Consider the following 14240-nt stretch of genomic DNA (forward strand, 5'->3'; position numbering starts at 1 on the left):
TTGATTCCGAAAGAAAGCGCTTACATGCATTACACTGACGGAAATTTAATATCGTTTTGCAGGGTTAGGGATGGTTTTCTTTTTCAAATTAAAATGAAAGGAGGTATTTGTAAGAAGGATAGGAGTCTAATATGTATTCGGAAGTCCTGGGTGATTGAGAATTTGAATTCAAGGGAGGCAAGAAAATGAAAAGGATTCTGTGGGTGGTATTTGCTCTGACATTGGCTGCCTGCTTGATTCTGGCTGGTTGTGGCCAAAAACAAGGTGGCCAGGCGCCTTCGGGATCGTCTTCCAGCGAATCAACCGGTGAGAAAAAGGACAAAGTAAAAATCGGTGTAGCTATTTCGGACTTTGACGACAAATGGCTGTCCTACATGCTGGATGCCATGAGGGAATACGCTGCAACACTTACGGATGCCGAAGTTATCTTTGTGGACTCCAAGTCTGATGTAGCAACGCAGTTGGGTCAGCTGGAAAACTTTGTGGCCCAAAAGGTGGACGCCATTGTAGTCAACCCTGTCGATACCGACGCCACTGAGCCATATACCAGAATGGCCAAGGAAGCCGGCATCCCCCTTATCAGTGTGAACAGGTTGATGAAAAACCAGGATGAGGCTACTGCGTATGTCGGTTCCGAGTCCATCAAGTCCGGGATTATGGAAATGGAATACCTGGCCAAAAAGATGAATTATAAGGGCAATGTGGCCATTTTAATTGGTGACCCGGCTCATGAAGCGGCGAGAATGAGGACTGAAGGTATTAAACAAGTAATTAAGAAATATCCAAATATGAAAGTAGTGGCCGAACAAGCAGGTTACTGGCAAAGAAGCAAAGGCATGGAAATAATGGAAAACTGGTTGCAGTCCGGTCTGAAAATCGACTGCGTGGCATCCAATAACGACGAAAAGGCCATTGGTGCCATCCTTGCACTGGAAGAAGCAGGTAAACTCGACAAGGTCCTGGTGGGCGGAATCGATGCAACGCCTGATGCCCTTGAATTTTTGAAAGCAGGTAAACTGGCCGTAACCGTATTCCAGAACGCCGAGGGACAGGGAAAGGGTGCTATAGAAGCAGCCTATAAAGTTGCTAAAGGTGAAAAGATCGAACCGTATATTTATATTCCCTACGAACTGGTACCGCCCGAGAAGTACGATGAGTACATGGCTAAGTGGAAAAAGTAAGTTTGTGCCATCCTGTCTTCTGGAATAAATCAGGTTTCGCTGTTATAACGGAGGGATCCGGTCATTACAAGCATCATAAGTTTTGAAATACCGGGGAATGCTGCATGCATTCCCCGGCACCAAAGATATATGTTTACCCGATTACCGGTGGGCCGAAAGGATGTTAGGGCAACTTTTGGCCCGCCGGACAACGGGTACTTGAGGATGCCGGAAGTCGAAAAACCATAAAAGCTGTGAAAATGGGGTTTGAGAATTATGGGAAAAAAGAGCATGGATAAAGATTACATCCTTGAGATGCGGAACATCTCCAAGGCGTTCTCGGGCGTGCAGGCCCTGGACAGGGTAAACTTCAGAGTGCGCCGTGGAACAATCCATGCCTTGATGGGAGAAAATGGTGCCGGCAAGTCGACCTTGATGAAAATTCTGATAGGAATATACCAGCCGGACGAAGGGGAGATCATATTTAAAGGGGAAAAAATCACCATAAAAGATACCAATTATGCCCTGGGCAAAGGTATTTCCATGATTCACCAGGAACTTAGTCCTATACCTTATATGACAGTAGCAGAGAACATATTTCTAGGCAGGGAGCCCTTAAAAGGCAGGTCTTTCCTAATTGATAAGAAAAAGATGGAGAAGAATACGGAAGAGCTTCTGAAAAGCTTGGAGATGCACCAGCAAATAACTCCCGGACAGAAGATGTATGAGCTTAGCATTTCCAAAACCCAGATGGTGGAGATAGCCAAAGCTATTTCATACGATGCAGACCTGATTATAATGGACGAACCCACGTCTGCCATAACCGAGCGGGAAGTGGAACATCTATTTAAAATTATAAAAAACCTGAAAGAAAAAGGTGTATCGATTATTTACATTAGCCATAAACTAGATGAGATTTTTAAAATAGCCGACGAGATTACCGTACTCAGAGACGGAAAATACATCGGAACACACCCTGCACATAGTTTGTCAAAAGATAAACTGATCGAAATGATGGTTGGACGTGATATCAAACAAATTTTCATAAAAGAGCAGGCAGAAATAGGTGATGTTGTTTTAGAGGTAAAAAATTTAACCAGAAAGGGTAAATTTGAAAATGTAAGTTTTCAACTACGAAAGGGAGAAATACTCGGCATTGCCGGTCTGATGGGGTCAGGCAGGACAGAACTGGTTGAGTGCCTGTTCGGTGTTGACCAGCCGGATTCCGGAGAAATTTTTATCAAGGGTAAAAAGGTGCAAATTAAAAGCCCGCAGGATGCCATCAAGTGTAATATGGCATTTTTGACGGAGGACAGAAAACTAACAGGGTGTTTTCTGCCGCTATCCGTTAGGGACAATATGATTGTGGCAAGTATAGACAGGTTTATCCGCAGGTGGGCCCTGGATAAGGCAAAAATTAATGATGTATGCAATGATCAGAAGGAGAAGCTCGGCATCAAGACGCCAAACCTGAACCAGTTAATTAAAAACTTAAGCGGTGGTAACCAGCAAAAAGTTCTAGTAGCTAGGTGGTTACTAACCGAGCCGGACATTTTGATTTTGGACGAGCCTACCCGCGGCATTGATGTAGGCGCAAAGGCGGAAATACACAAATTAATGTCCAGGCTAGCCCGAGAGGGTAAAGCGATTATTATGATCTCGTCGGAACTACCGGAGATATTAGGTATGAGCGATAGAATACTCATAATGCACGAAGGAAAGTTAAAGGGGGAACTAAAAAGATCCGAAGCAACTCAAGAAAAAATTATGCAAATTGCTACGGGCGTAGCTGGCCATAAAATAACGGCTTGAGTCAGCTTAATACCGTAAAGGGGATGAAAGGAATGGAAACATCGAAAGACCTTGCTACCACAGCGGAAAAATCTCTAAGCGGCGACCAGAGAGACATAAAAACATTAATCGGCAATATTTATTCCAGGTATGGCATTTTTTTAATCTTACTCGGACTGGTAGTCCTGCTCTCCATTTTACATCCAAACTTTTTGACCGTAGTGAATATTACAAATATCATCAGGCAGATAAGTTTTATTGCCCTGGTGGGCCTGGGAGTAACTATGGTCATTATTACAACAGGTATCGACCTGTCGTCCGGGTCCGTAATTGCGCTGGCGTCTGTTATCTCGGCCAGCCTGGCACATCCCGATACTTACCCGGTTATAGTGCCAATTCTGGCCGGTCTTGCCGTGGGCGCACTGTGTGGCAGTATTAACGGTACTATAATTGCAAAAGGCAAAATACCGCCGTTTATTGTAACCCTTGGCATGATGACGGCGGCCCGTGGACTCGCGCTGCTGTACAGCAACGGCAAACCAATTGGCAACCTCAGTTCGGAGTTTATATTTCTCGGTGGTGGCAGGATCCTAGGCGTACCAGTTCCGATTCTAGTGCTGCTGTTGATGGCCGTAATAACACATATAATGTTAAACAACACAAAATTTGGCCGGCATATCTACGCCATCGGTGGTAATGAGCAAGCGGCCATCATATCAGGAGTCAATGTCAACAAAGTAAAGGTCCTCGTCTATACGTACGCCGGGTTCCTGGCCGGTCTGGCCGGTGTAATTCTAACTGCAAGAATCAGTTCCGGCCAGCCGGGCCTGGGTGTAATGTATGAGCTGGATGCCATTGCCGCCGCCGTGATTGGTGGTACCAGCCTGTCGGGTGGAATAGGTTCGGTGGCAGGCACCATTACAGGTGCCCTTATTATAGGCGTTATTAACAACGGTCTTGATTTGTTAAACGTTTCGCCTTACTGGCAGCAGGTAGTCAAGGGATTGATTATAGTAGGCGCAGTGCTGCTTGACAAGAAAAAACACAGCCGGTAAGTGGGGTGCTGGTATGAAAATTTGTTTCAACCAGGCGACAACAATGAAAAACTCGCGTCTGGAAATGGATTTGCTACTCTGTGAAAAATATGGCTACGATTTGATAGAAATTAGGCTCGACAAGCTGAGGGATTATTTAAGCGAACATACTGTGAACGATCTTAAACATTTCTTCGACCAGAATCATATCAAGCCCTACGCATTTAATGCACTGGAATTTATTACCTTCAGGTCTGAAGAGGAATACGGTAAGATTAAAGATGACCTTATGTTTTTATGTGAAATCGGGCAGATAATTGGTTGCAATATTGTCATTGTAGTGCCTACCTTTGATGTTGGTTACCGCACTAAAGACCAGATTAAAAGGGAAACTGTACGAGTACTGCACGATTTGGCCGGCACAGCGGAAAAATATAACGTTAAACTGGCCTTTGAATTTGTTGGTTATCCCAATTGCTCAGTTAATACTCTCGGCCAAGCATGGCATATAGTGAAAGAAGTTGCCAGGGAAAATGTCGGTATGGTGCTGGACTGCTTTCACTTTCACGCTATGAATTCGAAATTCAGCGATTTAATAAATCTTGATCCTCATAAGCTATTTGTTTTCCACATTGATGATGCGGAAGATCTTCCTGTGGGAGCACTAAGGGATGAACATAGGCTGTTGCCCGGTGATGGTGTTATCGATCTTGAAAATATCTTGAAGGTCCTCAAGCAGATAGGCTATAATGAAATGGTGTCTGTGGAACTGTTCAGGCCCGAATACTGGGAGTGGGATCCGGAAACACTGATAAAAGTAGCCAAAGAAAAAACTGAAAACGTAATCAAAAATTATTTTAGCATTGGATGAGATACTTGAACAAAAAAACTTGTTACGGGGGTGCACCGTTTGAACAGAAACCTCACCATTGGCATTATTGGTGCTGGTAGAATTGGCAAATTACATGCTGAAAACATTACGGCACACGTAAAGTCGGCCAGGATTAAAGCCATCGCGGACATTTATTCGGATAAAATTGCCGGCTGGGCTGAAGAAATAGGCATAAAAAATGTGTATTCTGATTATAAAAAAATCCTTGAGGATCCCGAAATAGAGGCGGTTTTAATTTGTTCCTCCACCGATACTCATTGTCAAATGATCATTGAATCTGCCGGTGCCGGTAAACATATATTCTGTGAGAAGCCCATTGATTTTGATCTAGATCGCATTAAGGCAGCCCTTGATACTGTTGAAAAGGCTGGTGTAAAGTTTCAAATTGGTTTTAACCGACGGTTCGATCATAATTTCAAAAAGGTCCGTGAAATGGTGGTAAGCGGCAAAATAGGAGATATGCATTTGTTAAAAATTACTTCCAGGGACCCGGCACCGCCTCCGTTAGAATACGTCAAGGTTTCCGGCGGTTTGTTCCTGGATATGACGATACATGATTTTGATATGGCGAGATACCTGACCGGGAGTGAAATTGTCGAGGTCTACGCCATTGGTGAAGTATTAATAGATCCGGCAATAGGTGAAGTTGGAGACGTGGATACGGCAATAACTACTTTGAAATTTGCCAATGGTGTTATGGGTGTGATAGATAATAGCCGCAAGGCGGTATATGGTTATGACCAGAGAGTTGAGGTTTTTGGCTCAAAGGGTTGTATAACTGTAGACAACGATTTGCCTACAACCGCTACCCTCAGTAATGAAGAAGGAGTTATTGCCGATAAACCGAAATATTTCTTCCTTGAAAGGTATAAGGATTCATATATTGAAGAAATAAGGGAATTTATAGATTGCGTTCTGTACGATAAAGAGCCTCCGGTCACAGGTATTGACGGATTGGAATCCGTTCTGGTCGGACTGGCTGCCAGGCAATCGCTGGCGGAGGGTAGACCGGTTCGCATTGAAAGGTAAATTATGGTTCAGTTGTGGGAAGTCTTGTTTTTTAAACATAAGTGTAAACGTTTACGCAGATTTTGTTATCCAATATTAAAACTGCTTCGGGAAGGAGGAAAAAATTTGCTTATAATCGGCGAAAGGATTAACACAAGCCGCAAGTTCATTGAGCCGGCGGTTGTTGCAAGAAATGCTGAGTTTATTCAAAACGAGGCCCGCCAGCAGTTTGCCGCCGGCGCCACCCACATCGATGTAAATGCGGGTACCCTGGTAAACGATGAACCGCTGGCCCTAGCCTGGTTGGTGGAGACCGTACAGGCAGCGGTTGATGCTCCGTTGTGTATTGACAGCCCCAACCCAGCAGCGCTGGAGGCAGGGTTAAAGCTTCACAGGGGGAAAGCGATTATTAATTCCATCACCGGGGAAAAAGAAAGGTACAGGGATATTCTTCCGTTGGTGAAAGAATATGGTGCCGGGGTGGTGGCCCTGGCCATGGACGACAGCGGGATGCCCCGCGATGCTGAAGGTCGCATCCGGGTGGCCTCGGCTCTCATTGAGCAATTGACCGCCGACGGCGTTCCGTTGGAAGACATCTATATCGACCCGCTGGTGCAGCCTGTTAGCACCAGTCCCGAACTGGGGGCCGCCGTGCTGGAGACGATCCGCGAGATTATGCGGCGCTATCCCGGTGTACACACAATTTGCGGGCTTAGCAACATATCGTATGGGTTACCGCAGCGCAAGCTTCTCAACCGTACTTTCTTTGTCATGTGCATGGAGGCCGGTCTGGACGCTGTAATTTTGGATCCATTGGACCGGGAGATGATGGCCTGTCTTTACGCATCCCAGGCCCTGCTGAACAAAGATGAGTTCTGCATGCAGTACATTCAGGCTCACCGGGAAGGTAAACTCCAGTAGCTTCGATAATACTAAAAAAGTAAAGGGGAGGAATCTAAAATGTCCATTTTGGAACAGATTAAAGAGGTTACCATCGCGGGTGATGCTGTTAAAGCGGAGGAACTGGCCAGGCAGGCCGTAAATGAGGGGATTGCTCCAGGCGAGATCATCCAGGACGGTTTCATCGCTGCCATGACGGTAGTGGGGGAGAAATTTAAGAACCAGGAAATATTTGTACCTGAGATGCTGAGAGCCGCCCGGGCCATGCAGGCGGGCCTGAAAGTTATCAAACCACTGGTTGTAGGCGGGGAGATCAAGAACCTGGCGAGGGTGGTGCTGGGTACTGTGAAAGGCGACCTGCATGACATTGGCAAGAACCTGGTGGGGATGATGATGGAGGGTGCCGGTATAGAGGTAATCGACCTGGGTATTGACGTGCCGGAGGAAAAGTTCGTGGAAGCGGTTAAAACCTACCAACCCCATATTTTAGCCATGTCCGCTCTGCTGACCACCACCATGCCCGCCATGCGGTCCACCATTGAAGCACTGGAACGGGCCGGTCTGCGGTCAAATGTAAAGGTGCTTATAGGTGGTGCCCCAGTAAGCCAGAAATTTGCCGATGAAATTGGCGCAGACGGTTACGCAGCCAATGCTGGCGAAGCTGTGGACAAAGTTAAGGAATTGCTGCAGTAGATAGATACGTGGAGTAGTAATGGCATTCAATTTAGTGAAGCCGGGAGTTTGTGTTCGAATTATTACCGATGGGTATAGACAGGCTGGTTCAACATGTCCAGCCTTTCTTTTTTATTGTAAACAGTCATACCTTAAAGCCGTGTTTTTGCGGGAGTACCTTGACCAGCCAACCTGGTTGGGAAATAATGTCTGTCCTAACAGCTAATTTCATCTCTAACTACACAAATCATAAAAATTAATTTGACTTTAAATGCAAACGTTTATATAATATTCTTAGTAGAAACCGAAAACGTTTACAAGGCGTGATATGCCATGACGGTAACCATTAAAGATATTGCCAGAAAAGCCGGAGTTTCCTACGCCACGGTATCGCGAGCGTTAAACAACCGGCCGGAGGTAAGCGAAAAAACCCGCCGGGAAATTCAGCGCCTTGCTGCTGAAATGGGTTACAAACCCAATGCCATCGCCCGGGGCCTGGTAACAAGGGAGACGCTCACCCTGGGACTGGTTATTCCCGACATTACCAATCCTTTCTTTCCCGAAGTAGCCCGGGGTGTTGAAGAGGCAGCCAGTGAAGCCGGCTACAGTGTATTCTTGTGCAATACCAACTGGGATGTCGACAAAGAACGAACCTACATTGAACTGCTTGAGGAAAAACGGGTAGACGGCCTGATCCTGGCTTCCGTAACCGAGGACGAGGGGTACCTGGCAGAGTTGCTCTCCCGCAAAACGCCCGTGGTGCTTATCAACCGGATTCTGGATCAGGTGGATACCAATTATGTGGCCATTGACAACGTTAAAGGGGCGCAGCAGGCAGTTGAACACCTGATATCCCTGGGGCACCGTCGCATTGCCTATGTGGGTGGTTTGGAGCATGTGGAGTCCACCACGGAGCGCCTGCATGGATATCGCCTGGCCCTGGCCATTAACAATATCCCCTTTGAGGAAGAGCTGGTGCGCTATGGCAGTTTTAAAAAGGAAAGCGGTTATGAGAACGCCCTCTCCCTGCTTTCCCTGCCGGAACCACCAACGGCCATCTTTGCCGCCAACGACATTTTAGCCCTGGGTGTGATCCAGGCCATTAAAGAAAGGGGACTGAAGGTACCGGAAAATGTGGCCGTAGTGGGTTTTGACGACATTCCCTTTGCTGCTTACGCCGAAGTAAATCTGACCACCGTTGCCCAGCCCAAATACACCATGGGGGAAATGGCGGCCAAAATTTTAATTGATGAAATCCGCAAGGGCCCCTCGCCGGAGAAAAAACATATTGTTTTGCCGCCCACGCTGGTTATCCGGGCCAGCAGCGGGGGAAGGCGGGAAGGCCCCAAAAACTCAAAACATTAAAAAACTGCAACTTTCCCAAAAGAGGACAATTGCTTGGTTTATAAATAAGCTAACCCAAAAATATCTCAGAAAGTGTCCCTCCTTTGTAATTTAATTTATTTTTGCTTTATTTTTGCCCTTATCCGTAAACGTTTTCAGCTTTCTTCAAACGTTTTCAGGTTTTCATAAAAATAAATTAAACCAAGGAGGAGAAACAGATGTCGCAGAAAATGCGGGCAGCAGTATTGTATGCAGACTGGGACCCCAAACCGGATTTCAAGTTAGGAGCCAAGGATATCGAAGGAAGGCAAACTTACCTTGGCAGTAAAGTCTGGCGCAATCCCCGGGTAGTCATTGAGGAAAGGGATATCCCCAAACCGGGCCCGGGAGAAGTGTTGATTGAGGTCAAAGCCTGCGGCATTTGCGGCAGTGACGTGCACATGGCTCAACCCGACGAACAGGGCTATATCTGGTACCCGGGGCTCACCGGTTTTCCCGCCGTCCTGGGCCATGAATTTTCCGGAGTAGTTGTGGAAGCAGGCCCCGGGGCCATTAACAAGGCCACCAACCGGCCTTTTAAAGGCGGCGAAGAAGTGTGCGCCGAGGAAATGCTCTGGTGCGGCCGTTGCCAGCCCTGCGCCGACGGTTACCCGAACCACTGCGAGCGCCTGGACGAAATCGGTTTCAACGTTGACGGTGCTTTTGCCAAGTATATTGTGGTTCCCGACCGGGTTGTATGGAGCCTGGAACCTTTGAAGGAAAGGTATCAGGGCATGGATTTATTCCTGGCCGGCAGCCTGGTAGAACCCACCAGCGTGGCCTACAACGCTGTAATCCAGCGGGGCGGCGGAATTAAACCCGGTGATAACGTGGTTATTTGCGGCGGCGGTCCGGTAGGCCTGGCGGCCTGCGCCATCCTCAAGCGCCAGGGCGCGGCACGGGTGATCCTTTCCGAACCGGAACCGGCCCGGGCGGAACTGGGCCTCAAGATGGGTGCCGACTATGTAATTAATCCGCTGAAGGAAGATTTTGTCCACCGGGTGCTGGAAATCACCGACGGTTATGGCGCCAAGCTATACCTGGAAGCTACAGGTTTGCCCACCGTGGTTTACCCCCAAATTGAACAGGTTATCTGGGAAGCAAGGGGCTTAAATGCCACCGTGGTTGTGGTGGCCAGGGCGGACGCCAAAATGCCTGTTACCGGTGAAGTGCTTCAGGTACGGCGGGCACAAATCGTGGGTGCCCAGGGTCATTCCGGTGAAGGCACCTTCCCGCGGGTTATTCAGAGCATGGCCACGGGGATGAACATGCTCCCCCTGATTACCAAACAAATCACCCTGGACGAGGTGCCGGAAAACCTGGTCACTTTGCGTACCGACCGCAAGGAATGCAAGATTACCGTACGCCTGGATAAAGAGTAACAAGTGAAACAGGCAGGTGGCCGTGAACTAGGCCACCTGCACACTACACTTTTCCGGCTACCATCAAGATCCTGAAAAGCGGCATTTTACCGCTGGACAAATTAATTACCCATCGCTTAAGCCTGCAGGAAATCGAAAAGGGTTTTGCCGCCATGCGAAAAGGCGAAGCTATTGAAGTGGTAATTACACCGTAAGGTGTTAAATTCAAATAAATCAAAGGAGTGTTTGAGATGAGCAAATGGGGTTTGCCTTTAAAAAACGGCGGACACATGGACAAGGCCGACGGCATTTATCTTCAGAACATGACCTGGAAGCAAATCGAAGAGAGGCTGAAAAAGAACGACATCATCATCATCCCCGTGGGAGCCACCGAGGCCCACGGCCCTCACGCATGCATTGGCGAAGACACCTTCCTGGTCACTCGCATGGCTGAACTGGTTGCCCAAAAGACCGGTTGCACCGTATCCCAACCCCTGTGGTGGGGCTCCCACCCCTATCACCACGTGGGGATGCCGGGCACCGTGGTGGTACCGGAAGAAATATTCATTGGCATGCTCAAATCCATCATGGCCGGGTACTGGAACATGGGCTTCCGCAAAATGATCCTGCTTAACGGCCATGGCCAGGAATACGTCATTCCCACTGCCATTCACCAGTTTGCCAAGACCTACCAGCTACCTATGATCGTAGTCAACGTTAACTGGTACCACGCTATCCAGGATCAGTTTAAACTGAAGTCCGAAGGCGGACCCTATGAAACCAACTTCATCCATGCTGACGAAGTGGAAACCTCCTGGTCGCTGGCCCTCTTCCCGGAAATGATCCGCATGGAAGACGCCGTAGACACCCAGGTTAAAGGGTACATGCCTGAAGGACACGTGGACAAAGCGGGCAACCTGCTGCACCGCCCCATCGCCTGGTACGGTCATGTAGGCTTGGGGCCCATTGAAGTCTCCGCTTATCCGGAAGGCGTGGTTGGCAAAGCCACTCTAGCCGACGCCCAAAAGGCCATTCCAGGCATCGAAGCTTTCCTGGACTACATGGTTAAACTGCACGATGACATTCTCAAGCGCTTCCCGCCCGGAGTGCTGCCGCCCATTGAAGAGTTCACCCAGCGGCCCAGGGAAGAAGTGGAAGCCTATCTCAAAGGGCCCCTTAACGGCGGCCGGAGCATTTACGAGCTGCGCTACCCTCCCGCTTAAATCTCATTTAAGGGACCGCCGGCAACCGGCGGTCCTTACCCCGCTTTAGCGGAAAGGAGGGTAGGTTATCATGAAGAAATGCATTGTAGTTTCCGGACCCACCCGTTTTGCCGCCCTGGCTTTTAAAGACGACTTTACCGCGAGCATTCGCAAAGTGGCCCAACTGGGATACGATGCGGTGGAACTGGCCATCCGGGATCCCCGCGCCATTAATGTGGAAGACATAGAAAACCTCCTGGCCAGCTTGAACTTACCCGTAGCGGCCATTGGCACGGGTCAGGCTTACGGGGATGAAGGTCTAAGCTTCACCGACCCCGAAGAAAGGGTACGGCAAAGGGCCATTCAACGCGTTAAAGATCACATCACCCTGGCCGCCCGCTGGCAAACCCAGGTGATCATCGGTCTGATCCGGGGAAAAGTAACAGCCGGTACGCCCAGGGAACTGGCCCAGTCCTGGCTGGTGGCGGCGCTGCAGGAATGTTGCGCCCTGGCCGAACAACAGGGGGTAAATCTGGTTCTGGAACCCATAAACCGGTATGAAACGGATCTAATCAATACCATTGCCGAAGCCATCGAATTAATCCGCCTGGTCGGTTCTGACAATCTGAAAATACTGGCCGATACCTTCCACATGAACATTGAGGAACCCTCAATCGTGGAAAGTATCAAAACCGCCGGCCCCTATCTAACCCATTTTCACATTGCCGACAGTAACCGGTGGGCGCCGGGTTACGGGCATCTGGATTTTGTATCCATCATCAGTACCTTAAAAGAGATCAATTATCAAGGAGCCGTTTCCGCAGAGATTCTTCCCAAACCCGATCCCGAAACCTGTGCCGGGGCTACCATTAACTATTTAGTCAGGCTGGGTTTATAGCTTTTTTGCCTTCTATCAGCCGTAATGCTTCACAGATAAAAAAAGGGGGGGCTCCCGTGCTAAAAAAATATGTTCACTTAAAACAAATACTTGATTGCGGCATTGTCGCCGTAGTGCGGGCTGAAACGCCCGGACAAGCTCTGAAGGTAGCGGAAGCCGTACGCAAGGGCGGCATCACAGCTATTGAAATCACCATGACGGTGCCTGGAGCAATCGACGTGATCAGGGAACTGGTCAGCAATTTCCGCCCCGAGGAGATGCTGGTAGGGGCAGGTACCGTGCTGGATGCGGAAACCGCGCGCCTCGCCATGCTGGCCGGGGCGGAATTTATCGTCGGACCCAACTTAAATCCAGAAGTGGTGCGCATTTCCAATCGTTATCAAAAAATCTGCATGCCCGGCGCCATGTCCGTAACGGAAGTGGTGCAGGCTATGGAGCTGGGCGCGGACGTGGTTAAGATTTTCCCGGGCAGCATCTTTGGACCGGAAATTATCAAGGCCATCAGAGGGCCCCTGCCCCAGGTTCCCTTGATGCCCACCGGCGGAGTCAGCCTGGACAACGTGGACCGCTGGATCAAGGCAGGAGCGGTAGCGGTAGGGGTTGGCAGCGAGATTACCAAAAAGGGCTTGCAGAACAACGACTATGACCTGATCACCGAAACCGCCCGGGCCTTTGTAGAAAAGATCCGGGCCGCCCGCCAGCAGTAAAACGAGACGATCCGGAGCACTTTTTGCGGTCATAGGAAAAAGGTATGAGTACTGAAATAAAACTCCAAACTCTTATGTCCAGTGCGAGAAAACGGCATCACAGCTACACTTGCGTTTATTAAGGAGGGTTTATATGGCTGCCAAGGTAGTTTGTTTTGGAGAAATTATGCTGCGCCTCTCCACTCCCGGTTACCAAAGGTTTGTGCAGGCCCAATCCTTTGATGTCACTTACGGTGGGGGAGAAGCCAACGTAGCTGTTTCCCTGGCCAATTTTGGCCTGGACGCCTGTTTTGTAACCAAGGTACCCAATAATCCCATCGGCCAGAGCGCGGTAAACCATTTACGCCGGTTTGGGGTTAACACCAGCTACATTGCCCGGGGCGGAAACCGGTTGGGCATCTATTTCCTGGAAACCGGAGCTTCCCAGCGTCCTTCCAAGGTGGTTTATGACCGGGCCCATTCCGCCATTGCCGAAGCCCGGACCGAAGATTTCAACTGGCCGGAAATCCTGGCCGGTGCCAGGTGGTTTCACTTCACCGGCATTACCCCAGCTTTAAGCGACAATGTGGCCGAAATTACCCTGGTTGCCGCAAGGACTGCCAAAGAATTGGGCCTTACCGTAAGCTGTGACCTCAATTACCGCAAGAATCTTTGGACACCGGAGAAGGCCAACCAGGTTATGTCCCGTCTCATGGAATATGTGGACGTGTGCATCGCCAACGAAGAGGATGCCGAAAAGGTCTTTGGGATCAAAGCAGCCGGCTCCGATATCATTAAAGGCGCTTTAAGTGATGCCGGTTATCAGGATGTGGCCCGGCAGTTGGTCGAGCGCTTTGGATTTAAGTATGTGGCCATTACCTTAAGGGAAAGCTATTCGGCATCGGACAACGGCTGGTCGGCACTGCTTTACGACGGCAAAGAGTTTTATAAATCCCGCAAATACGATATCCGTATAGTGGACCGGGTAGGCGGCGGGGACTCCTTTGGCGGTGGTCTTATCTATGCTTTGCTGGCCGGCAAGGGACCCGAGGAAGCAATTAACTTTGCGGTGGCAGCTTCCTGTCTAAAACACACCATTCCCGGCGACTTTAATATGGTTTCGATAGACGAGGTAGAAAACCTGGTCAAAGGTGACGGCTCAGGCCGGGTACAAAGGTAGGTCCTATTGCACATTAATTGAAAACTGTTTTAATTAAGCAAAAAACGGCTGTTCTGGTGCTTGACTATTACGC

The 14240-nt window shown here is 49.0% G+C and carries 13 protein-coding genes; all 13 read left to right on the forward strand.

The window, feature by feature from the left end; genetic code table 11:
• The first annotated feature begins 185 nt into the window (after nt 1-185).
• The 13 genes from G7K71_RS15390 (at nt 186) to G7K71_RS15450 (ending at nt 14167) form a co-directional block, all read left to right on the forward strand.
• Complete coding sequence (locus G7K71_RS15390; protein ID WP_166348134.1) at nt 186-1181, forward strand: sugar ABC transporter substrate-binding protein; 996 nt, start codon at nt 186-188, stop codon at nt 1179-1181.
• Between the two features lie 255 nt (nt 1182-1436).
• Nucleotides 1437-2972 (forward strand): sugar ABC transporter ATP-binding protein, encoded by a 1536-nt coding sequence (locus G7K71_RS15395; protein WP_243174928.1) that lies wholly within the window; start codon nt 1437-1439, stop codon nt 2970-2972.
• Between the two features lie 23 nt (nt 2973-2995).
• Nucleotides 2996-4006: an ABC transporter permease gene (locus G7K71_RS15400; RefSeq protein ID WP_243174930.1), complete on the forward strand. Its 1011-nt coding sequence runs from the start codon at nt 2996-2998 to the stop codon at nt 4004-4006.
• Nucleotides 3981-4856 carry a sugar phosphate isomerase/epimerase gene (locus G7K71_RS15405; protein ID WP_279286352.1) on the forward strand — a complete coding sequence of 292 codons (876 nt, stop codon included), beginning with the start codon at nt 3981-3983 and terminating at the stop codon, nt 4854-4856. The genes G7K71_RS15400 and G7K71_RS15405 overlap by 26 nt, the downstream gene beginning before the upstream one ends.
• Before the next feature lie 39 nt (nt 4857-4895).
• Complete coding sequence (iolG, locus tag G7K71_RS15410; protein WP_166348137.1) at nt 4896-5906, forward strand: inositol 2-dehydrogenase; 1011 nt, start codon at nt 4896-4898, stop codon at nt 5904-5906.
• Between the two features lie 105 nt (nt 5907-6011).
• Nucleotides 6012-6806, forward strand: coding sequence for a methyltetrahydrofolate cobalamin methyltransferase (locus G7K71_RS15415; RefSeq protein WP_166348140.1), 795 nt, complete (start codon nt 6012-6014; stop codon nt 6804-6806).
• 39 nt (nt 6807-6845) lie between these two features.
• A complete protein-coding gene (locus G7K71_RS15420) occupies nt 6846-7478 on the forward strand; it encodes a B12-binding domain-containing protein (protein ID WP_166348143.1) in 633 nt (210 codons plus the stop codon).
• A gap of 312 nt (nt 7479-7790) precedes the next feature.
• Nucleotides 7791-8822 carry a LacI family DNA-binding transcriptional regulator gene (locus G7K71_RS15425; RefSeq protein WP_013822729.1) on the forward strand — a complete coding sequence of 344 codons (1032 nt, stop codon included), beginning with the start codon at nt 7791-7793 and terminating at the stop codon, nt 8820-8822.
• A gap of 197 nt (nt 8823-9019) precedes the next feature.
• Nucleotides 9020-10222, forward strand: a complete 1203-nt coding sequence (gene iolM, locus G7K71_RS15430; RefSeq protein ID WP_207712929.1) for a scyllo-inosose 3-dehydrogenase — start codon at nt 9020-9022, stop codon at nt 10220-10222.
• Nucleotides 10223-10452: 230 nt separating this feature from the next.
• A complete protein-coding gene (iolN, locus tag G7K71_RS15435) occupies nt 10453-11424 on the forward strand; it encodes a 3-dehydro-scyllo-inosose hydrolase (protein ID WP_013822726.1) in 972 nt (323 codons plus the stop codon).
• Between the two features lie 70 nt (nt 11425-11494).
• Nucleotides 11495-12301, forward strand: a complete 807-nt coding sequence (gene iolO, locus G7K71_RS15440) for a 5-keto-L-gluconate epimerase (RefSeq protein WP_166348158.1) — start codon at nt 11495-11497, stop codon at nt 12299-12301.
• Between the two features lie 56 nt (nt 12302-12357).
• On the forward strand, nt 12358-13008 hold the full coding sequence (locus G7K71_RS15445; protein ID WP_013822724.1) for a bifunctional 2-keto-4-hydroxyglutarate aldolase/2-keto-3-deoxy-6-phosphogluconate aldolase: 651 nt from the start codon (nt 12358-12360) through the stop codon (nt 13006-13008).
• Between the two features lie 133 nt (nt 13009-13141).
• Nucleotides 13142-14167 (forward strand): sugar kinase, encoded by a 1026-nt coding sequence (locus G7K71_RS15450; RefSeq protein ID WP_013822723.1) that lies wholly within the window; start codon nt 13142-13144, stop codon nt 14165-14167.
• The last annotated feature ends 73 nt before the right edge of the window (nt 14168-14240 follow it).

The organism is Desulfofundulus sp. TPOSR (genome assembly GCF_011393055.1).
Classification (GTDB): domain Bacteria; phylum Bacillota; class Desulfotomaculia; order Desulfotomaculales; family Desulfovirgulaceae; genus Desulfofundulus; species Desulfofundulus kuznetsovii.